The organism is Bacillus sp. Marseille-Q3570 (assembly GCF_946151055.1).
In the GTDB taxonomy this organism is placed as follows: Bacteria; Bacillota; Bacilli; order Bacillales; family Fictibacillaceae; genus Pseudalkalibacillus.
The window spans coordinates 187,780-208,063 of record NZ_CAMGYZ010000004.1 but is presented as its reverse complement, the minus strand read 5'-3'; the positions used below and the strand labels follow the sequence as shown (position 1 = coordinate 208,063).

The window sequence follows — 20,284 nt, the reverse complement described above, 5'->3', positions numbered from 1 at the left end:
TTAAAGAATTTGTTTATAATGGATGGTATGATTACGTTAGTTGTGGCTAGGTGAGCTTCAATGAATCGGAAAGTAAATTTCACGAAAACCAACGAGCAAAGATATAAAGCCGATTTCGTGAAGTGAGCCTTGTTTATAGATTAGTCTCTAACGACTGATTAACGAGAGAAAGGACGTGCCTGTAGATGCTGGATACGTATTCTAAGGAAGAACTAAAGGAAGTTTCAATGCTTGAAATCGCATTTCATATTTTAAAAGATAACAAGAAACCGACTCCTTTTACTGATTTGATGGAGCAAGTTTCTAAAATGCGGGATTTGAGCCCAGAAGAGCAAAAACAACGGGTTGCTCAATTCTACACGGACATCAATATCGATGGTCGTTTCGTTTGTGTCGGGGATAACCAATGGGGATTGAAGGTATGGTACCCAGTTGAAAGCAGCGATGAAGAGCTGGCAACAACGATCAAACCTAAGAAACGTAAAAAAGCGAAAGCGAAATTGGATGAAGAAGACGAGGATTTCGAAGACTTTGAAGAGGATTTAGAAGAAGACTTCGACGATCTTGACGACGATTTTGATGACGATGAAGACGAAGAAGACGAAGAAGAATATGTGGACTTCGATGATGAAGAAATTTCTGATGATGACGATGAGACAGATGAAGACATTGCAGATGAGGAAGAGGAAGAAGAAGCAGAAGAGGAAGAAGAATAAATCATCTTGACAATTGACAAGAAAGTAGATAGAATCATTTTTGGGCTTTACTTATAGTCTAAAATTAATGACGAATTTAATATTTTATTTCATGAATCTTAAACAAAAGCGCCCCCCATACAGGGCAGGTGTCGCTTTTGTTTTTTTATTTATTTACACTAAGACTTTGTTAACTGTTAATGTTGGTTTTCTTGGTTGGTTTCCGTAATCAACACCCAACACATCGATTTGAAGCTGTTAAGTTTTACATGGATGAGAATACTACCTAACAGAGTTGGACAGATAAAGCACTCCCGTTTTCATTACAGGTACATTGTGAATAGGCAACAGAACCAATCAAACATATTGATCTCAAAGGGGGAACCAACATGACGAAAAAGTATATCTTTGTAACAGGTGGGGTAGTTTCATCTCTAGGAAAAGGCATTACGGCAGCCTCGCTGGGACGTCTTCTGAAAAACCGTGGAGTGAATGTAACGATTCAAAAGTTCGATCCATACATCAACGTCGATCCGGGAACGATGAGTCCATATCAGCATGGGGAAGTATTCGTTACGGATGATGGAGCTGAAACAGACCTTGATTTAGGTCACTATGAGCGTTTCATCGATATCAATCTCAATAAATACAGCAACGTTACGACTGGGAAAATTTATTCGACTGTCTTGAAAAAAGAACGCCGCGGGGATTACCTTGGCGGAACAGTCCAAGTCATCCCACACATCACGAACGAAATCAAAGAACGTGTTTTCCGTGCTGGACGTGAAACAAATGCCGATGTGGTAATCACAGAAATCGGTGGTACAGTCGGTGATATTGAAAGTCTTCCATACCTGGAGGCGATCCGTCAGATCAAGAGTGATATCGGTGTTGAAAACGTCATGTACATCCACTGTACGCTTGTTCCTTATATAAAAGCTGCAGGTGAAATGAAGACGAAGCCGACTCAGCACAGTGTAAAAGAACTTCGCAGTCTAGGTATCCAGCCGAATGTAATCGTTGTTCGGAACGAAATGCCGCTTCCGCAGGAGATGAAAGATAAGATCGCATTATTCTGCGACATCAACCCTAACGCGGTTATTGAAGCGATGGATGCCGATACGTTGTATGAAGTTCCTCTTGCCCTACAAGCACAAAGACTTGACCAAATCACATGTGACCATTTAAAGCTGAACTGTAAAGAAGCGGATATGGACGATTGGAAAGAGCTTGTCAACCGCGTTACGAACTTGAAAAACAAGACGAAAATCGCGATCGTCGGAAAATATGTCGCATTACCGGATGCATATATTTCTGTTGTAGAATCCCTTCGTCATGCGGGTTACGAGTTTGATACAGACATTGATATCCATTGGGTCAATTCAGAAGAAGTGACAGATGAAAACGTGAAGGAATTCCTGGAAGACGCTGACGGAATCCTTGTGCCAGGAGGGTTTGGAGACCGTGGAATCGAAGGGAAAATTTCAGCGATCCGCTATGCTCGTGAAAACAATGTACCAATGTTCGGAATCTGTCTTGGTATGCAGCTCGCATCCGTAGAGTTCGCACGTAATGTTTTAGGATATGAAGATGCGCATTCTGCTGAAATCGATCCAGCATCAACACACCCAGTGATCGACTTACTGCCTGAGCAGAAGGATATTGAAGATCTAGGTGGAACATTACGTTTAGGCCTATATCCTTGTAAGCTGAAAAAAGGAACCAATGCGTTTGCGGCTTACAACGATGAAGTCGTCTATGAACGTCACCGCCATCGTTTTGAGTTCAATAATGAATACCGTGAACAAATGGAGAAGGCTGGTTTCTTATTCTCAGGGACAAGCCCGGACGGCCGTCTGGTCGAAATCATCGAGTTGAAGGATCATCCATGGTTCGTAGCTTCACAGTTCCATCCTGAATTCATTTCAAGACCGACCAAACCACAGCCGTTATTCAGAGAATTCGTGAATGCAGCTACCAATTTGAAAAAGTAAAGATCCGAAAGCTGATCAGAGTCTATTTATAACTTTGGTCAGCTTTTTTTATGTTACGCGCTTTTCGTAATGATTGTTGTGAACAAAGCCAAACCAAAACAAGCCACGATCATTTCGCCGCTGGTTTCCGAAATGAACGTAACTTGAATGGTCCTTACTATCCACTTTTATGTATGTGGCCCGATCTACAGCCTTAGGTGAAGTATCAAAACGGGTCATTTTTGTCTTATTCATAGCTTTGGGGAGTAGGGTGGGGACTATGAAAGACGAGGGGATTAAGATTAGGCTGTAGGAAAGGAGAAGGCTGAAAAGCGTGACTTTTGTCATGCTTTAACATATATTTCTCCATCATTTTACAAAATTCCTTCTAACATATTAAAAAAAATAAAAAAATTTAATAATATTAAAATTCTCTGTCGTATTCCGTAAGCATTTCATTCGTATTGAAGTAAAGTGCATAGAAGACAAATAAGGCCAACATAAAGACAGGATAGCCGATCCGTTCTCCATCTTCACCGGGGACTAATGGCATCGATAATTTTGTATCAATATGAAATTCTTCATTTGGAATCGGTTCATCTCCTTTTTCGACTGCAGCGACACTCACCACAGATATACCTTCTGATTCCGCTTGCGTGATCAATTTTTCCAGCTCTATGTTCCGTGTATTATTGGCAAACGCCAAAATACAATCCCCAGATTCGACTACACTTTCACCATATGGCGCACACGCGGGAATGCTTTCGTTGCTATCCATAATAGCAGAGGGGATGCCCTCGAGTTCGCCGATACCTTTTATGTGAATCGTGCCATTTCCGGTGATAGTCTGGGCTAACAACCGGGAGCAGTCTTCAATTGCTTCGTCTTCTTGTTCTTCTATTTTTTTAAAAACACCGGACAGCTGTGTCGTGAATATTTTCAGCATCCAAATCACCTCTCTGAACGTTAGTATTCATACCCTCAGTATAACGAATTCATTCTTTTAAAATAGGCTTTGCTCTTGTTAAATCTAATTTTTTCGAAATTCCCTCCCTTTAACGTGGCCAATCCGGAAGCCTTCTGACTCGTACTTCGAGCCGGGTTCCGCATGGATCCCACTTCCCGAATGAGTGTCGTTCATTCACTGAAAAATTTTCTTGTAATAACTACAAAAATAAAATATAAAATTAAATTAAGATAATAAATTAAATGGTAGATTTTGACGAGGGAGAAGGAATTTTAAAATATTAATCGAAATATGTTAAGAGATAGTGGTGTGGGAAATTTACAACAACATGGAAACTAGGGTGGGATAAGGTATGAAAGGCAAAATACTTATTGTTGACGACCAGTATGGAATCCGAATCCTGTTAAATGAGATTTTCAAAAAAGAAGGATATCAGACCTTTCAAGCGGCAAATGGTGTTCAAGCACTGTCCATCGTTGAAAATGAAAAGCCTGATCTCTTGATCCTTGATATGAAAATCCCGGGTATGGATGGACTGGAAATCTTACGTCGTGTAAAGAAGGTCGACCAGAGTGTAGGTGTCATCATCATGACAGCCTATGGCGAACTCGATATGATTCATGAAGCTATGGATTTAGGAGCTATCACTCATTTCGCGAAACCATTCGACATCGACGAAATCCGCGAAGTCGTTAAGAAACATTTACCAATACGTTCATAATCGTTAAAACATAAGCAAATAATAAGGGTTGTCTTTGAAAGGTATAACCTCCAGCACAGCATTCGTACATAAAGCCACCATCGGGGATGGTATGTATTTTTGCCGGAGAAAAAGAACTTTCGGACAACCCTATTTGCTTTATCGATTGCGGATTCTGTTCAAAATTGATATGCTATAATTGTTTTTATTGTGGTTATATGTATTGCGCAAGCGGCTTTATTTAAATGAAGTTCAAAGGGCATTCAGCCTGCTGTTTGAACGAATACTTATACTGAAAATTATGGTGCTCGATGCCTACAAGGAGGAAATTATCTATGCCTTTAGTTTCAATGAAGGAAATGCTCGAAAAAGCAAAAGCAGAAGGATATGCAGTAGGACAATACAACCTGAACAACCTGGAGTTTACCCAAGCAATTCTTCAGGCTGCTGAAGAGGAAAAATCTCCTCTTATCTGTGGTGTTTCAGAAGGTGCTGCCCGTTACATGGGTGGATTCAAGACGGTTGTCAATCTCGTTGAATCCTTGATGGAAGAATATAATGTAACTGTTCCTGTAGCGATCCATCTTGACCACGGTTCAAGCTTCGAAAAATGTGTTGAAGCAATTCATGCAGGATTCACTTCTGTCATGATCGACGGATCTCACCATCCGCTTGAAGAAAACATCGCTCTAACGAAAAAAGTCGTTGAGGTTGCCCATGCTGTTGGTGTTTCTGTAGAAGCAGAACTTGGACGTATCGGTGGACAGGAAGATGACTTGATCGTTGACGATGCTGAAGCAGCATACGCTATCCCAGCTGAATGTGACCAGCTTATCCGTGAAACAGGAGTCGATTGTTTCGCACCAGCATTAGGATCTGTTCACGGCCCTTATAAAGGAGAGCCGAACCTTGGATTCGATCGTATGAAGGAAATCAGTGAATTGACAGGTGTACCACTTGTTCTTCACGGAGGAACAGGTATTCCGACAGCTGATGTCAAGAAGGCGATCTCTTTCGGACACGCAAAGATCAACGTCAACACTGAAAGCCAACTCTCAGCTTCAAAAGCAGTACGTGAAGTATTGGCTGAAAAACCAGAATTGTATGACCCTCGTAAATACCTGGGACCTGCACGCGATGCAATCAAGGAAACGGTAAAAGGTAAAATGCGTGAATTCGGTTCTTCAAACAAAGCATAAATTGAAATGACGATAGACTGATGACTAAGGGGTTGACTCACGTAACAATTGTCAGACACCTCCAGCCCAACGGCTTCACAAATAGTCAGAAACCTCCAAAACCAACATCTTAAAACAAATTGATGTTAAAATAGAGGAGTCTGATTCATTGAAGCTCGGTTGTAAAGGGATGGCGGTGTCAGACATCCATGGGTCAACCTCTTAAAACATTGGTTGGACCTTCCCTCACTAGAAAACAAAACCCACTAATTTTCAGATGCATGAACGAAAGTTTTATAGACATAAGGAGTGATACATCCTATGAAATTCTTTATTGATTCTGCGAATATTGATGAAATTCGCGAAGTACATGAGCTTGGAATCCTGGGTGGAGTGACGACGAATCCATCATTAATCGCTAAAGAAGGTGCCGATTTTCACGATCGCTTGAGGGAAATCACATCGCTCGTATCAGAATCTGTCAGTGCAGAAGTAATCGGATTGACTTATGATGAAATGGTTGAAGAGGGGAAAGAGCTAGCAGCGATCGCACCTAACATCACAGTCAAAGTACCAATGACAAAAGATGGATTGAAAGCGGTTAAAACGTTCACTGAGTTAGGCATCAAAACGAACGTCACGTTGATTTTCTCTGCGAACCAGGCACTACTGGCTGCACGTGCTGGAGCTACTTATGTGTCTCCATTTTTAGGTAGATTAGATGACATAGGACAGGATGGTTTATCGCTGATCTCGGAAATCGCGGAAATCTTCAATGTCCATAAAATCGAATCACAAATCATAGCAGCGTCTATCCGTAATCCGATCCATGTGACGGAAGCGGCACTCAGAGGCGCTCATATCGCAACCATCCCATCAAAGGTCTTATCCCAATTGATGAATCATCCATTGACGGACCAGGGAATAGAAAAGTTTTTGTCAGATTGGAACAACAGTCAAAATAAAAGCTGAATTTTAACAATTCGGACATAAACCAATACGGAAAATATTGGATAAAAATAGATTTTTTGCTTACACTAACGATAACAGTTTCTGACTTCTTGATTTTATTTTTCAGAAGGCGAAGAAGGGAGAAAGCAATGGAGAAATTAATGATCGAGGGAGGACATCCCCTAGAAGGTACGGTTCAGATCAGCGGCGCGAAGAACAGTGCGGTTGCATTGATACCTGCTGCTATTCTAGCTGATTCGACTGTTACGATCGACCATCTCCCAAGCATCTCGGATGTGGGCATCTTACGCGACTTATTAGAAGACATCGGTGGGGAAGTGCACTTAGAAGATAACACCCTTACTGTACATCCTGAAAACATGATTTCCATGCCACTTCCGAATGGGAAAGTGAAAAAGCTGAGAGCATCCTATTATTTGATGGGTGCGATGCTTGGACGATTCAAAAAAGCAGTCATCGGACTCCCTGGTGGGTGTAACCTGGGCCCTCGTCCGATTGATCAACATATAAAAGGTTTTCAAGCACTCGGCGCAAGAGTAACAAATGAACAGGGTGCGATTTATTTGCGTGCAGATGAACTCGTCGGCGCCCGCATCTATCTGGATGTTGTAAGTGTTGGTGCGACGATTAACATCATGCTTGCTGCTGTTCGTGCGAAAGGCAGGACAATCATTGAAAATGCGGCTAAAGAACCTGAAATCATTGATGTCGCTACACTACTTTCCAGCATGGGTGCAAAAATCAAAGGTGCCGGAACGGATGTCATCCGGATCGATGGTGTTGATTCCTTGCACGGCTGTCGCCATTCGATCATCCCTGACAGAATAGAAGCTGGGACTTACATGATCATGGCAGCTGCGATGGGGAACGGAGTCACGATTGATAACGTCATCCCGCTTCACCTGGAGTCATTGATTGCGAAGTTGCGGGAGATGGGTGTCCATATCGAACAAGCTGATGACACGGTTTTCGTACGCCGCGGCAGCACACTGAACAGCGTAGATATCAAGACGCTTGTCTATCCGGGCTTTGCTACCGATTTGCAACAGCCTTTCACTGCATTATTAACAAGCACTGAAGGAACGAGTATAGTAACCGATACAATATATAGCTCACGTTTTAAACATATCGACGAGCTGAGACGGATGGGCGCCAACGTAAAAGTTGAAGGCCGGTCGGCGATCATAAACGGACCGACATCGCTCGAAGGCGCAAAAGTGAAAGCTTCTGACCTGCGCGCTGGGGCATCGCTCATTGTAGCTGGTTTGATGGCAAAAGGTGTTACAGAAATCTCGAATCTCGAGCATGTGGATCGAGGGTATGAGAATCTGGTCGAAAAGCTCAAAGGGCTAGGTGCAAAAGTATGGCGTGAGAATTTTGATATTGAAGAGTTGGATGAGGTCAATCAATCGTAGTCGGTCAACGAATGATAAACGTCGGATTTTCGACGAACAGGACGTTCTAGTACTGCCGTTGTCACACGACGTGACGGTTTTAGGCAGTCGTTACTCATCAACTTAAGATTGAACTGTTTATTCAAAGGCTTTGACTTTTGTAAAAAACTATTTTCAAGTATGATAGAGCCTTTTCAAATAGCTTTTATAGGGGGAGAAAGGTTATGGAGAGAAGTTTATCCATGGAACTTGTCCGTGTGACGGAAGCAGCTGCACTTGCATCTGCCCGTTGGATGGGAAGAGGTCGGAAAGAAGAAGCGGACGATGCTGCGACTTCGGCAATGCGTGATGTGTTCGATACGGTTCCAATGAAAGGTACGGTCGTCATTGGAGAGGGAGAAATGGACGAAGCGCCTATGCTTTATATCGGAGAGAAGCTGGGTACGGGTTACGGACCGCGTGTCGATGTGGCAGTTGACCCCCTGGAAGGCACGAATATTGTTGCGAATGGAACCTGGAATGCACTAGCAGTCCTTGCGATTGCTGATCATGGGAATCTGCTGCATGCACCAGATATGTATATGGATAAAATCGCTGTAGGCCCTGAAGCGGTGGGTATGGTTGATATCGACGCTTCGGTGGCGGACAATCTTCAAGCAGTTGCCAAGGCTAAAAATAAAGACATCGAAGATATCGTTGCAGTCATTTTGAATCGGGAACGCCACGAAAAGCTGATTCAAGAAGTCCGTGATGCGGGAGCCCGGATCAAGCTTATCCAGGATGGAGATGTTGCTGCAGCGATCAATACCGCTTTTGATGATACAGGTGTGGATATTTTGCTGGGCAGCGGGGGTGCGCCAGAAGGTGTGCTGGCAGCTGTCGCGCTTAAATGCCTTGGAGGAGAGCTTCAAGGGAAACTTCTTCCACATACAGATGAAGAGCTTGCCCGTTGCAAAAAGATGGGGATTGAAGACATCCACCGAGTTCTCCGTATGGATGATATCGTAAAAGGTGATGATGCGATTTTTGCTGCAACAGGTGTGACAGACGGTGAATTGCTGAAAGGTGTCCGGTTCAAGGGCACTGTTGGTACGACACAGTCTGTGGTCATGAGAGCGAAGTCTGGAACAGTCCGTTTTATCGATGGAAAGCACAGCTTGAAAAAGAAGCCGAATCTAGTGATCAAGCCCTGATTATTTCAAGACACAATGCTGTTTGAACTGACAGCATTGTGATTCTCTTGATTATTGGGGTCATATTTGGGTAGAATATATGTATCTATTGATTTTTTGCTTCATCAACATACTTCTTTTACAACACTTCTGTAAAACCTTCCATGTCATTAGAGAATGTTCCAAAACAACTCAAATTAATTTACTATCTTTCACAGGTCTTATTCCTGCCTAAATCTATATCATTTAAATAAGTGTGAAGAGTGGTGTACTATGTCGTTAAATTTAGCACAATTAGAAAATATGAAACTCAAGGATTTGTATGAACGAGCCAAAGAGCTGAAGATTTCATACTATAGCAAGTTGACCAAAAGGGAATTGATTTTTGCGATTTTGAAAGCGCAAGCTGAAAAAGAGGATCTTTCGTTCATGGAAGGTATTTTGGAAGTCATACCAACAGAAGGTTTTGGGTTTTTACGACCGATCAATTACTCTCCAAGCTCTGAAGATATCTACATTTCAGCATCTCAAATCCGCCGGTTCGATTTAAGAAATGGGGACAAGGTTTCTGGTAAGGTACGTCCTCCAAAAGAAAACGAGCGTTATTACGGGCTGTTACACGTTGCTGCTGTAAATGGTGAAGATCCAGATACAGCGAAGGAACGTGTCCATTTTCCTGCTTTGACGCCTTTGTATCCTGAAGATAAGATGACGCTGGAAACCTCAGCAAGAAATATCTCGACACGGGTCATGGATATGATTTCTCCAGTCGGTTTTGGTCAGCGTGGTTTGATTGTCGCACCACCTAAAGCTGGTAAGACGACCCTTTTAAAAGAGATTGCACATAGCGTTACAACGAATCATCCTGATGCTGAATTGATCGTACTATTGATTGATGAACGTCCGGAAGAAGTGACGGACATTGAACGCTCCGTCCAAGGAGATGTCGTCAGTTCGACGTTTGACGAAGTCCCTGAAAACCATATCAAGGTTGCTGAGCTTGTTCTCGAACGGGCGATGAGACTTGTTGAACATAAGAAGGATGTCGTCATTTTGATGGACAGTATCACTCGCCTGGCGCGAGCTTACAACCTTGTCATCCCGCCAAGCGGAAGGACATTGTCCGGTGGTATCGATCCAGCCGCTTTCCATAAGCCGAAGCGATTTTTTGGTGCCGCGCGTAACATCGAGGACGGCGGAAGCCTGACAATTTTGGCAACTGCACTTGTCGAAACAGGTTCTCGTATGGACGACGTCATTTATGAAGAATTCAAAGGGACTGGTAACATGGAGCTTCATCTCGATCGGAAACTTGCAGAACGCAGGATTTTCCCTGCAATCGATATCCGCCGTTCCGGTACACGGAAAGAAGAAATGCTTATTGCCAAAGAGCATCTTGAGCACCTTTGGGCGATCCGGAAGACGATGGACGATTCCTATGATTTCGTCGAACACTTCATGAGACGTATCAAGAAAACGAAGACGAACGAGGAGTTTTTCCACATGTTCGAGAAAGAGCGGTCCGGCCAAGGTAAGAAAATGACCGTCAAATAGATTGTTGAAATCTGTTTGAAAAATTGGTATACTACCTCATGTGTGCAAATAACTCTGTTCCTCAAGGGTTCAGGGCAGAAGGAGATGAATAGGATGAAACAAGCAATCCATCCAAATTACAAAACAGCGAAAGTTACTTGTGCTTGTGGAAATGAATTTGAAACAGGTTCAGTAAAAGAAGATATTCGCGTTGAAATTTGTTCTGAATGTCATCCGTTCTACACAGGCCGTCAGAAGTTTGCTGACGCAGGTGGACGTGTTGATCGCTTTAAGAAAAAATACAACCTTAAATAAGGTCTTAAAACAGGCAGGGGAACGCCCTTCTGCCTGTTTTTTACTTCTTTTTGAAAAAATAAATCTTTTTATTCTAACAGGGTATTATGGCTTAAGGGCTACGCCAAGACTTGGTTTTGGCTTTTATCGAGGGTCGGAAAATAAATTCGTCCATCATGCTTATGATTTGTTATCATTAGAAAAGAATACATAATAGAAATCATAAATCGTGTTTTTAATAAGGATTAAAAGGGAGAGACGGGCATGTATGTAATGAAGAAGGATGGTTGGGTCGAACTGATCTGCGGAAGTATGTTTTCAGGAAAATCAGAGGAATTGATTCGACGCGTTCGACGTGCCACGTTCGGTAAACAAAAAGTTCAGGTTTTCAAGCCTTTACTGGATGATCGTTACAGCAAAGATGAAGTCGTTTCCCATAACGGCACATCTGTGATGGCTGTACCAGTCAAGAGATCTGAGGATATTTCGAATCTTGTTTCGTATGATACAGAAGTCGTGGCAATCGATGAAGTACAGTTCTTTGATGAAAAAATCGTCGAAGTCATCCAGCTCCTTGCCAACAATGGAAAACGAGTGATCGTCGCTGGTCTTGATCAGGATTTCAGAGCAGAACCGTTCGGACAGGTTCCCGAAATCATGGCATTGGCTGAGAGTGTGACGAAACTCCATGCGGTTTGCCTGGTATGCGGAAGTCCAGCAAGCCGTACTCAACGACTGATTGACGGGAAACCAGCATCCTATAACGATCCAATCATATTAGTCGGTGCTTCAGAATCGTACGAGCCTCGATGCAGGCATTGCCATGAAGTACCAGAACATCCCAGGATGAAATCACAATATCAACCACAACCGACAAAAGCATAATCATAAAAAGGTAACCTGAGTGGAAAAATAAATCCACTCAGGTTTTCTATTTATTTTGTTACCTTATATTGCGTGCCTTTATTGTGTGCCTGGCACCCAATCAGAAGCCTTGCTATGACTGCATTTCTGATCGGTGCCAGGCACACTTCCAGAACCCTTGGGAGAGAAGGGATTCAAAATGGTGCCAGGCACACTTCAGAACCCTTGGGAGAGAAGGGATTTAAAATGGTGCCAGGTACACTTCCAAAAGCCTTGGGGAGAAGGGATTCAAAATGGTGCCAGGCACCGAATATTGGCATGGATTCCCACCGATTCCCACTTTATTCGTGTTGGATTTGGTTATGCTAAGGTTACGGGGGTGTTTATTTTGAAAAAAGCGATCTTTCTTAGTGCGACGGTCCTTTTAGGTGCTTGTTCACCTATGCAGCCTCCAACCTCTGAGCAAATTGCAAACAAAGAGCCGTCTGCGTACGAAACGAAAGAAAATAAAAATCCTCTCGTAGGTCACGGGATCATCAATTATCACGCGACCAATAGGAAACCGAATCGTAGCTATAATTTCGAGTCAAACCAGAATCCGAACAGCTATCGTAACTTGACTTCCAAGCGTTTTACGATCAGTGATGATCAGGACAAAATCCGCCAAGCCGTCAAGGATGCATCTGGACGAAACGCTCAGTTCGTTTCGATCAACGGAAACGATGCCTGGGTCCATGTCAATGTTCCTCGGGATTTATCAAAAAAAGAGCGTAAAGCGTTGAAAGATAAACTCGAAGATGCCATTCAGATATCAGTCCCTCGGTATCACCTTCACCTTCGTTTGGACTCGAAATAGTAAGGCAAAGATGGTTTGAGTATGCCCATCTTTTTATAGAAGGTCGACCATTTTGTGGTCGACCCTTCATTTATCGGAAAAGGGAAAGTGGTATCATCATTACAAAAACGAAGAAGATGCAAACGGACATCACTGCTCTTATTTGTGACAAAAAAGGTCGTTTCGAAAAGTTAACGGACACCAGCGCTCTTATTTGGCTAAAATTCACTGGATTCGTAATGATTTTTTGAAAATAAGGTCTCTTGTGTCCGCTATTTTTAAAATTCATGCTATTTTCGTATAAATAACGTCTCTGATGTCCGCTAAGGTTTTTGGGATAAGGGTTTTCAGCAGTCCACCCCAATACTGTTCACTTCCAGGCTAGTTAGCAATAAAAACACTACCATATATAAAAAAAGAACTGACTGCAGCCAGTTCTCTTCACTTCAAAAACTTAACCCATTTACTTCGCTCTTCTTGCGGCTTGTTGGATCGGATCCCAAACCCCGTTGTACGGTGGGGCATAGCTTAGGTCCAAATCTTCGAGATCATGTAGGGACATATTATGGAACAGTGACATCGCCAGGACATCAACTCGTTTATCGACACCATGCTTCCCGATGAACTGGCCGCCGATGATCCGTTGATTCTCTGTATTGTATAACAATTTTACGTGGAGTTTTTCAACTCCTGGATAATACCCCGCGATATCTTTCGCCTCTGTCACGACTGTATCATAAGGCATGTTCAAAGTCTTTGCTTCCCGTTCGGAAACGCCTGTCCTGCCTAGAGTCAGATCCATGAACTTGATAACGGACGTGCCGAGGATCCCTTCGAATGCCTTCGGTTTATCAATCATGTTCAATCCAGCAATCCGGCCTTGTTTATTAGCGGTCGTCCCGAGTGGAATATGATCATTCAAACGTTTGATACGATGATAATGGGTCGCGCAATCGCCTGCAGAATAAACATCCTCTACGTTCGTCTTCATATAAGCATCTACAATGACCGCGCCTTTTTCATTCAAATGGACCGGTGTATCCTCCAGAAAATCGGTATTCGGTTTTACACCCACCGCCACCAGTACTAAATCCGAAGCATATTCATTTTTATCCGTAACGACAGACTTCACATGTCCCTCGCCTTGAAAACCTTCTACCTGTTCACTGAAACAAAGCTCAATGCTATGCTTTTCAGCTTCTTCATGAATATGCTTCGCCATATCCTCATCGAAAATTTTCGCCAATTGTTCATTCCTCTCAATCATCCGGACCTTTTTACCAAGATGGGCAAAGCTCTCAGCCATTTCAAGACCGATGTAGCCTCCTCCGATGATGGTCACCTGTTTTACATCATGATCAAGATCTGCCATGATTTTTTTCGCATCCGGAATGGTTTTGAGAGTATGGACACCGTTCAAGTCCTTCCCATACCAATCAGGAATAATCGGACGTACTCCAGTCGCGACAAGCAAGCGATCATACGTATATGTAAAAGATTCACCCGATTCTGTGTGCCGGCCGCTCACCGTTTTTTCATCCGTATCGACCTTTGTCACTTCATGATTGATTTTCGCGTCTATCCCATACTTTTCGCGGAATGTCTTCACATCTCGCGCAATCAAATCCTCCGCTTCGGGGATCTGGCCGCTGATTACATAGGGAAGACCGCACTGTCCGTATGAATAGATATCACCTTTTTCAAGTGTGATCACTTCTGGATTCGAAGCATTGCGGACAATCTGCATCGCGGCACTCATACCGGCAGCATCTCCTCCGATAATAACGTATTTCATTTAAAACCGACTCCTTTTTTGAAAAAATTCCTACTCCTAGTATGTCTATTACAATCTTCTTTCACTATAACACTCATGAAAGCGCATAAGCTGTCGAATCTTACAGGATGAAAGGGGTTTTTGTACATGTTATACATAGATTCTAATGGGCCGGAATGGGGCGGTGGTGAACCGGAGAACATACAGGCATTACTAAAGCGTTTGAGCTCGGAACCGCTTGATCCGATTTATGAAAGTATGGGGAATTTCATCGTATCTTATCAACCAGGCAGATCGACAAGTGAGAACAAACGTTTTGAAGGATGCACACACTTTTTCGGACATTTTGCCACCTCATCCCACGTTTTCAGTATCATTACAGATGAAAAGGTTGTCATCGAATCACTTACCGCCGCAATCCGGATGAACCAATGCAGATCCGATTATGAACGACTTAAATACAACGCAAAAATTTGATTCTGATAAACACATTCATTCCCTCTACATACATGTTTTAATCTGATAAACCAGATTTGATTCCTTCTAAACTGTTCTTTGACCTCCTATGAGACGTATACTATAATGTTAATGTTAAGCAACTTTTTGCAACTGGATTATCCCCTTGCATAAAGTCAGTACGGTAAAAAAAGACGTTGACTTCGTTCATACGGGTTCGACCGTTCGGATTTTACCAACCTGATGCAAATCGGGAACGTAATACGATGATTGGGATGGTGAGCAGTATGTTAGAACGATTGAGATCAATCGAAGAACGATACGAAAAATTGAATGAGTTATTGAGTGACCCGGAAGTCATCAGTGATTCGAAAAAACTCCGCGAATACTCGAAAGAACAATCCGATCTTGAAGATACAGTGACAGCTTATCGTGAATATAAAGAAGTGTCTGAAGAGCTTGAAGGTGCCGAACAGATGCTTGATGAAAAGCTTGATGCCGAAATGCGTGAAATGGTCAAAATGGAGCTTTCCGAGCTAAAAGAGCGTCATGAAGAACTTGAACAGGAGCTGAAGGTTCTCTTACTGCCAAAAGACCCGAACGATGACAAGAACGTAATCATTGAAGTCCGTGGAGCAGCTGGTGGAGATGAAGCGGCATTATTCGCTGCTGACCTTTACCGGATGTACAGCCGTTATGCTGAGGTGCAGGGCTGGAAGACTGAAATCATTGAAGCGAGCTATACTGAACTCGGCGGTTTTAAAGAGGTCATCTTCATGGTGAACGGGGCAGGTGCTTACTCCAAGCTGAAATACGAGAATGGTGCACACCGTGTCCAACGTGTCCCATCCACAGAGTCAGGCGGACGGATCCATACTTCTACAGCGACAGTAGCCGTTTTACCTGAAGCAGAGGAAGTCGAAGTTGATATCCATGAGAAAGACATCCGTGTCGATACGTTCGCATCAAGCGGACCAGGCGGGCAGAGTGTCAATACGACCATGTCAGCGGTACGTTTGACACATGAACCGACTGGAATCGTCGTTTCATGTCAGGACGAGAAATCTCAGATCAAAAACAAAGAAAAAGCGATGAAAGTATTGCGCGCACGTATTTATGATAAATTCCAACAAGAAGCGATGGATGAATACGCGGCGAACCGTAAATCCGCAGTCGGAACGGGCGATCGCTCTGAACGGATCCGCACATACAATTTCCCGCAAAACCGTGTGACAGACCATCGGATCGGATTGACCATCCAAAAGCTCGATCAGATTTTGCAAGGGAAAGTGGATGAATTCATCGAAGCGCTGATCCTTGAAGATCAGACGAATGCTATGAAACAGGCGGAAGCATAATGAGCAGAATGAATGTCATCGAGGCCCTCAAATGGGCTTCTTCTTTTTTAAACGAAAATGGCAGGGAGCCTAATGCAGCGGAATGGCTCCTCTGTCACGTACTCGGTGCGCGTCGAAGTGAAATGCTCTCTTCATTGGAACGAGTTTTGACTGAAGAGGAGGAGCAACAATTTTCTATTTATGTAAAAACCCATGCGGAAGGGACTCCGGTCCAATACATCACAAAAACGGAAGAGTTTTACGGGAGGCCTTTTACGGTCAGCCCTGAGGTGTTGATTCCAAGACCTGAAACCGAAGAGCTTGTACTCGCAGTTCTTGAGCGAATTCAAAAGCGCTTTCCAGAGCGGGACAAGCTCAATGTTGTAGATATCGGCACAGGGAGCGGGATCATTGCGATCACCTTGAAGCTCGAACGTCCGGATCTCAACGTGACGGGCGTGGATATCGCAGAAGAATCATTACAGGTTGCCCGTGAGAATGCCCATAATCTTGGAGCGGATGTCCGTTGGATGCGAGGAGACCTGTTCCAACCGTTTTTATCGTCTGGTGAGCGTTTTGACCTCATCGTTTCGAACCCGCCATATATACCGGAGGCCGATATCGAGACGCTTTCCTCAATCGTGAAAGATTATGAACCGATCCGTGCGCTGGTCGGAGGGGAAGATGGTTATCAGTTTTATAAAAAAATGATCGATACGCTGCCCGATGTCCTTGAAAAACGGGGACTGGTCGCATTCGAGGTCGGCTATGACCAAGGGACCACGGTCGCCTCATTGTTACGTGAAAAGCTCGGAGATCAGGTCGAGACGGAAATCCTCACAGATATCAATGGAAAAGAGCGGATCGTCATCGGCTTGGTAAACTGAGCAAGAGTTATGGTTTTGGCTTCTATTGTGATGATTAAGTGTTGTTGAAGACTGGGAAAAAGTTTAACGGACACCAGAGACCTTATTCTTGGGTGAAGTCCTATATTTTGTGATTTAACGGACACTAGGGACCTTATTTTGAATAAAGTAACACGAATCCAGTATATTTTAGTTAAATAAGAGCGCTGATGTCCGTTAATTTTTCAAAACCACCCTTTTTGTCACAGATAAGGGCTCTCATGTCCGTTAAGAATTTATATCGTTATTACTCATCACGGTAACCCGAGGCAAGGGAGTCAATATGCTTGCTTTTTCATCATATTTTAAAACTCACCTAGTACAAGTTGATTGGAGAACAAGGTGAGAGACTCCTCGAAAATGAAAATCGCATTTTCTTCGTGCGATGTAACGCTGCCGAAGCTTTCCTTTCCTGCTGGATCAGCGTGCCTACTACCTGAATAATCTTCTCGCAAGGCATGCGACGAGGAAACTCGCTTCGACAGGACTTTCTTGTAGACGCAGTAGCACAAATGCTTCCTTGATAAGGAGACTCCTGAGGTCGCAAGGCGACGAGTGGGCTTACCGCACGCCCCGTCGTGGAAAGCGAGCATCCTGGAGCGGAAATGCAACAAAGTTTGCGCAAACAGCCTTACGAAAAGGGTAAAAAAAAATAAATAGATTACTAGTATAAATCATCCGTTTGTCGTCCACACTGTCTACCAGAAAGGGTGTGGGTGAGAAATGAAACGGAAATCAATTGTTATCATACTATTATCTTTAATTTTATTGGTTGTATTCTATGAAACTCAAATTAAGGTGGCAAATGCGTCATTCAATAATGTACCTGAGCAAGTGATTCCAGACGAGTCGATTCGTTTACGGATTCTCGCCAACAGTGACTCGCAAGCCGATCAAGAATTGAAGAGAACCATACGTGACAGGGTGAACGAGGAAATCACGGACTGGGTTTTCGGCATCGAATCGATTGATGAAGCAAGAAAGATCATCAAAAACGAGTTGCCATCCATCACGCAAATCGTTCAACAGTCACTTGCAAATAAAGGGATCGATGAAACGTTTTCTGTAAAATTCGGAACTGTACCATTCCCGACCAAGCTTTATGGAGATTTCGTCTATCCAGCTGGGGATTATGAAGCGGTCTTGATATCAATCGGAGAGGCGACAGGTGCAAACTGGTGGTGTGTATTGTTCCCGCCCTTATGCTTCCTCGACTTCGACAATGGGGATGCCGTCCAAAGTGATGAAAATTCGCAAGAGTCTGCAGAGACAGTCCAAACCCCTGCTGAAGAAGAACCTGAAGTGAAATTCTTCGTTTTTGAACTCGTTGAAAATCTATTTGGAGCAGTCGGGAATCTATTCACATAGAATGATAGATTCCCTCTTTCCTTTTATGAAGTTAAGTTGTTTTTCCATTCTATAAAAGCTTCATATTGAAATGGCTCAGCCAGCGCCTAAGGCTTCCCTTTGACAGGTTTTCTTTAAAAAGATAACAAGTCTTATAAAAGATGGGATATTCTCTTCACTCCGCTCATAGAATAGATTAGAATTGCTAGAAAGGAGAGGGTGAGATGTTATCGTTTCGTCCAGCTGAAACGAATGATACCCCATCTATAAAGAAGTTTGTTGCACAGGCCGGACTATCGAATGAGGGAATCGAAGAATGTATCCAAACGTTCATCATTCTTGAAACCGACAAAAAGAAAATGGCAGGTACGGTAGGACTAGAACGATTCGGGGAAAGCGGTTTGATCCGTTCGCTTGTTTTGGACAAGGAGTATTCTTCAGAAGAACTGCTGCTTCGTCTGTTGACAGCGATCATCAGGCTCGCCGATCACCAAGGTATAAAAACCGTATATTTGCTCACAAAAGTGACCTCGATTTTCTATACGTTAGGATTCATGGAGGTACCGTATGACAAGGTGCCGAAAAGTCTCCTGGAAAGTGCCCATTTGCAACAGTACGATAAAGACCAGATTGCAATAATGAAACACAGTCTTACGGATACACAATAGTTATCCACAGCATTGTCCACAGATTCGGATTGGTTGTGGGTAGATTGTGGAAAGCCAAGTATAATCTACAGTTTAAAGGAGTACTTACCCACATGGAACAGTTGATAACTACAAAGTGGAATGTGGAAAATGTGGATAACATAAAAGAACATCCAGCAATAAAGGAAGCGGCGATGTGGATAAGGGAAGGAGAGGTTATCGCCTTTCCAACTGAAACTGTTTACGGTCTTGGAGCGGATGCTTGTTCTAACAAAGCCATTGAAAAAATCTTCGATGCCAAGGGTCGTCCAAGCGACAATCCATTGATCGTCCACATCGCGAATAAAGATCAGTTGGCGCAGGCTGCTTCTTCATGGAATGAAACGGCAGAGCGGCTGATGGACCGGTTTTGGCCAGGTCCCCTCACGATCATTTTACCGAAGAATGAACGAATCGCTGAACGGACGACTGCTGGTTTAGCAAGTGTCGGCGTGCGGATGCCAGACCATCCAGTGGCACTTGCCTTGATTGAAGCGAGTGGACTGCCTCTTGCAGCACCTAGCGCGAACCGATCGGGCAAACCAAGTCCGACGATAGGGGAGCATGTTTATCAGGATTTAAATGGACGCATCAAAGGGATCATTGATGGAGGTGCGACCGGTGTTGGGTTGGAGTCGACTGTCGTGGAAGTGACGGGGGAGACAGTGACGATCCTGCGACCAGGCGGCATTACGAAAGCGCAGCTCGAAACAGTTGTCAGCGAGGTGGAATGGGACCGCGCCCTTTTGGAAACGGAACAGGCTCCAAAATCTCCTGGGATGAAATATACCCATTACGCACCTGATGCCCCGTTATACTTGGTAGAAGGAAGCGCAGCCTTTTTCCAGTCTCAAATTGACGATTTTAAACGGGAAGGAAAGAAGGTCGGGATGCTTGTCAGTGAAGAATTGGCGAGTCAGCTTCAAGCGGATGAAGTGAAAAGCTTAGGGTCCTCCCTGCAGGTAGAAGGGGTCGCGCAAAGGCTGTATCACCAGCTCCGGGCGTTCGACGAAACGGAAGTCGACGTGATTTTAGGAGAAACGTATCCGATTGACGGCATGGGAGAAGCCCTTATGAATCGCCTTTTAAAAGCAGCCGGTAATCGGGTGATTACTGAAAACAACGGACGGGACTGACCTGATGAAGGTCAATCCCGTTTTCTTTACGGCCAAAAACTCCAATCTATCGTCTGAACGACAGCT

Annotated in this window: 20 protein-coding genes; 18 read left to right on the top strand and 2 right to left on the bottom strand. The window is 43.7% G+C overall.

Annotated features, from left to right (window positions below):
* Positions 1-185 precede the first annotated feature (185 nt).
* Together rpoE and N8M93_RS08915 are read left to right on the top strand one after the other, a co-directional pair.
* Positions 186-716: a DNA-directed RNA polymerase subunit delta gene (gene rpoE / locus N8M93_RS08920; RefSeq protein ID WP_261131112.1), complete on the top strand. Its 531-nt coding sequence runs from the start codon at positions 186-188 to the stop codon at positions 714-716.
* A gap of 368 nt (positions 717-1,084) precedes the next feature.
* Complete coding sequence (locus N8M93_RS08915; protein WP_261131110.1) at positions 1,085-2,689, top strand: CTP synthase; 1,605 nt, start codon at positions 1,085-1,087, stop codon at positions 2,687-2,689.
* Positions 2,690-3,092: 403 nt separating this feature from the next.
* On the opposite strand, the gene N8M93_RS08910 is transcribed toward N8M93_RS08915, so the two are convergent.
* On the bottom strand, positions 3,093-3,614 hold the full coding sequence (locus N8M93_RS08910) for a DUF2529 domain-containing protein (protein ID WP_261131108.1): 522 nt from the start codon (positions 3,612-3,614) through the stop codon (positions 3,093-3,095).
* Positions 3,615-3,987: 373 nt separating this feature from the next.
* Here N8M93_RS08910 and N8M93_RS08905 point away from each other — a divergent pair, with 373 nt between their 5' ends.
* The 10 genes from N8M93_RS08905 to N8M93_RS08860 all read left to right on the top strand — a co-directional run bounded on the left by N8M93_RS08905 (position 3,988) and on the right by N8M93_RS08860 (position 12,598).
* Positions 3,988-4,356, top strand: a complete 369-nt coding sequence (locus N8M93_RS08905; protein ID WP_261131107.1) for a response regulator — start codon at positions 3,988-3,990, stop codon at positions 4,354-4,356.
* 314 nt (positions 4,357-4,670) lie between these two features.
* Positions 4,671-5,534 (top strand): class II fructose-1,6-bisphosphate aldolase, encoded by an 864-nt coding sequence (gene fba / locus N8M93_RS08900; RefSeq protein ID WP_261131104.1) that lies wholly within the window; start codon positions 4,671-4,673, stop codon positions 5,532-5,534.
* Positions 5,535-5,834: 300 nt separating this feature from the next.
* Positions 5,835-6,485: a fructose-6-phosphate aldolase gene (fsa, locus tag N8M93_RS08895; RefSeq protein WP_261131102.1), complete on the top strand. Its 651-nt coding sequence runs from the start codon at positions 5,835-5,837 to the stop codon at positions 6,483-6,485.
* Positions 6,486-6,613: 128 nt separating this feature from the next.
* On the top strand, positions 6,614-7,900 hold the full coding sequence (locus N8M93_RS08890; protein ID WP_261131099.1) for a UDP-N-acetylglucosamine 1-carboxyvinyltransferase: 1,287 nt from the start codon (positions 6,614-6,616) through the stop codon (positions 7,898-7,900).
* 203 nt (positions 7,901-8,103) lie between these two features.
* Entirely contained in the window at positions 8,104-9,072 is a 969-nt protein-coding gene (gene glpX, locus N8M93_RS08885) for a class II fructose-bisphosphatase (protein ID WP_261131097.1), read from the top strand.
* Positions 9,073-9,324: 252 nt separating this feature from the next.
* The gene (gene rho / locus N8M93_RS08880; RefSeq protein WP_261131095.1) at positions 9,325-10,605 is read left to right on the top strand and encodes a transcription termination factor Rho; all 1,281 of its coding nucleotides are present in this window, start codon (positions 9,325-9,327) and stop codon (positions 10,603-10,605) included.
* A 93-nt stretch (positions 10,606-10,698) separates the two neighbouring features.
* Positions 10,699-10,899 (top strand): 50S ribosomal protein L31, encoded by a 201-nt coding sequence (gene rpmE / locus N8M93_RS08875; RefSeq protein WP_261131093.1) that lies wholly within the window; start codon positions 10,699-10,701, stop codon positions 10,897-10,899.
* Positions 10,865-11,092 carry a hypothetical protein gene (locus tag N8M93_RS08870; RefSeq protein ID WP_261131092.1) on the top strand — a complete coding sequence of 76 codons (228 nt, stop codon included), beginning with the start codon at positions 10,865-10,867 and terminating at the stop codon, positions 11,090-11,092. The genes rpmE and N8M93_RS08870 overlap by 35 nt, the downstream gene beginning before the upstream one ends.
* Before the next feature lie 50 nt (positions 11,093-11,142).
* Positions 11,143-11,763 carry a thymidine kinase gene (locus tag N8M93_RS08865; protein ID WP_261131090.1) on the top strand — a complete coding sequence of 207 codons (621 nt, stop codon included), beginning with the start codon at positions 11,143-11,145 and terminating at the stop codon, positions 11,761-11,763.
* 178 nt (positions 11,764-11,941) lie between these two features.
* A complete protein-coding gene (locus N8M93_RS08860; protein ID WP_261131088.1) occupies positions 11,942-12,598 on the top strand; it encodes a hypothetical protein in 657 nt (218 codons plus the stop codon).
* Between the two features lie 442 nt (positions 12,599-13,040).
* On the opposite strand, the gene N8M93_RS08855 is transcribed toward N8M93_RS08860, so the two are convergent.
* On the bottom strand, positions 13,041-14,372 hold the full coding sequence (locus N8M93_RS08855) for a CoA-disulfide reductase (RefSeq protein ID WP_261131086.1): 1,332 nt from the start codon (positions 14,370-14,372) through the stop codon (positions 13,041-13,043).
* Between the two features lie 126 nt (positions 14,373-14,498).
* On the opposite strand from N8M93_RS08855, the gene N8M93_RS08850 reads away from it, so the two are divergent.
* The 6 genes from N8M93_RS08850 to N8M93_RS08825 all read left to right on the top strand — a co-directional run bounded on the left by N8M93_RS08850 (position 14,499) and on the right by N8M93_RS08825 (position 20,218).
* Positions 14,499-14,828: a hypothetical protein gene (locus tag N8M93_RS08850; protein WP_261131085.1), complete on the top strand. Its 330-nt coding sequence runs from the start codon at positions 14,499-14,501 to the stop codon at positions 14,826-14,828.
* A gap of 266 nt (positions 14,829-15,094) precedes the next feature.
* Complete coding sequence (gene prfA / locus N8M93_RS08845) at positions 15,095-16,165, top strand: peptide chain release factor 1 (protein ID WP_261131082.1); 1,071 nt, start codon at positions 15,095-15,097, stop codon at positions 16,163-16,165.
* Positions 16,166-16,173: 8 nt separating this feature from the next.
* Positions 16,174-17,031 carry a peptide chain release factor N(5)-glutamine methyltransferase gene (prmC, locus tag N8M93_RS08840; protein ID WP_261131456.1) on the top strand — a complete coding sequence of 286 codons (858 nt, stop codon included), beginning with the start codon at positions 16,174-16,176 and terminating at the stop codon, positions 17,029-17,031.
* 741 nt (positions 17,032-17,772) lie between these two features.
* Positions 17,773-18,417: a stage II sporulation protein R gene (gene spoIIR / locus N8M93_RS08835; RefSeq protein ID WP_261131079.1), complete on the top strand. Its 645-nt coding sequence runs from the start codon at positions 17,773-17,775 to the stop codon at positions 18,415-18,417.
* Between the two features lie 203 nt (positions 18,418-18,620).
* A complete protein-coding gene (locus N8M93_RS08830; protein WP_261131077.1) occupies positions 18,621-19,064 on the top strand; it encodes a GNAT family N-acetyltransferase in 444 nt (147 codons plus the stop codon).
* Positions 19,065-19,165: 101 nt separating this feature from the next.
* Positions 19,166-20,218, top strand: coding sequence for an L-threonylcarbamoyladenylate synthase (locus N8M93_RS08825; RefSeq protein ID WP_261131454.1), 1,053 nt, complete (start codon positions 19,166-19,168; stop codon positions 20,216-20,218).
* Positions 20,219-20,284 lie beyond the last annotated feature (66 nt).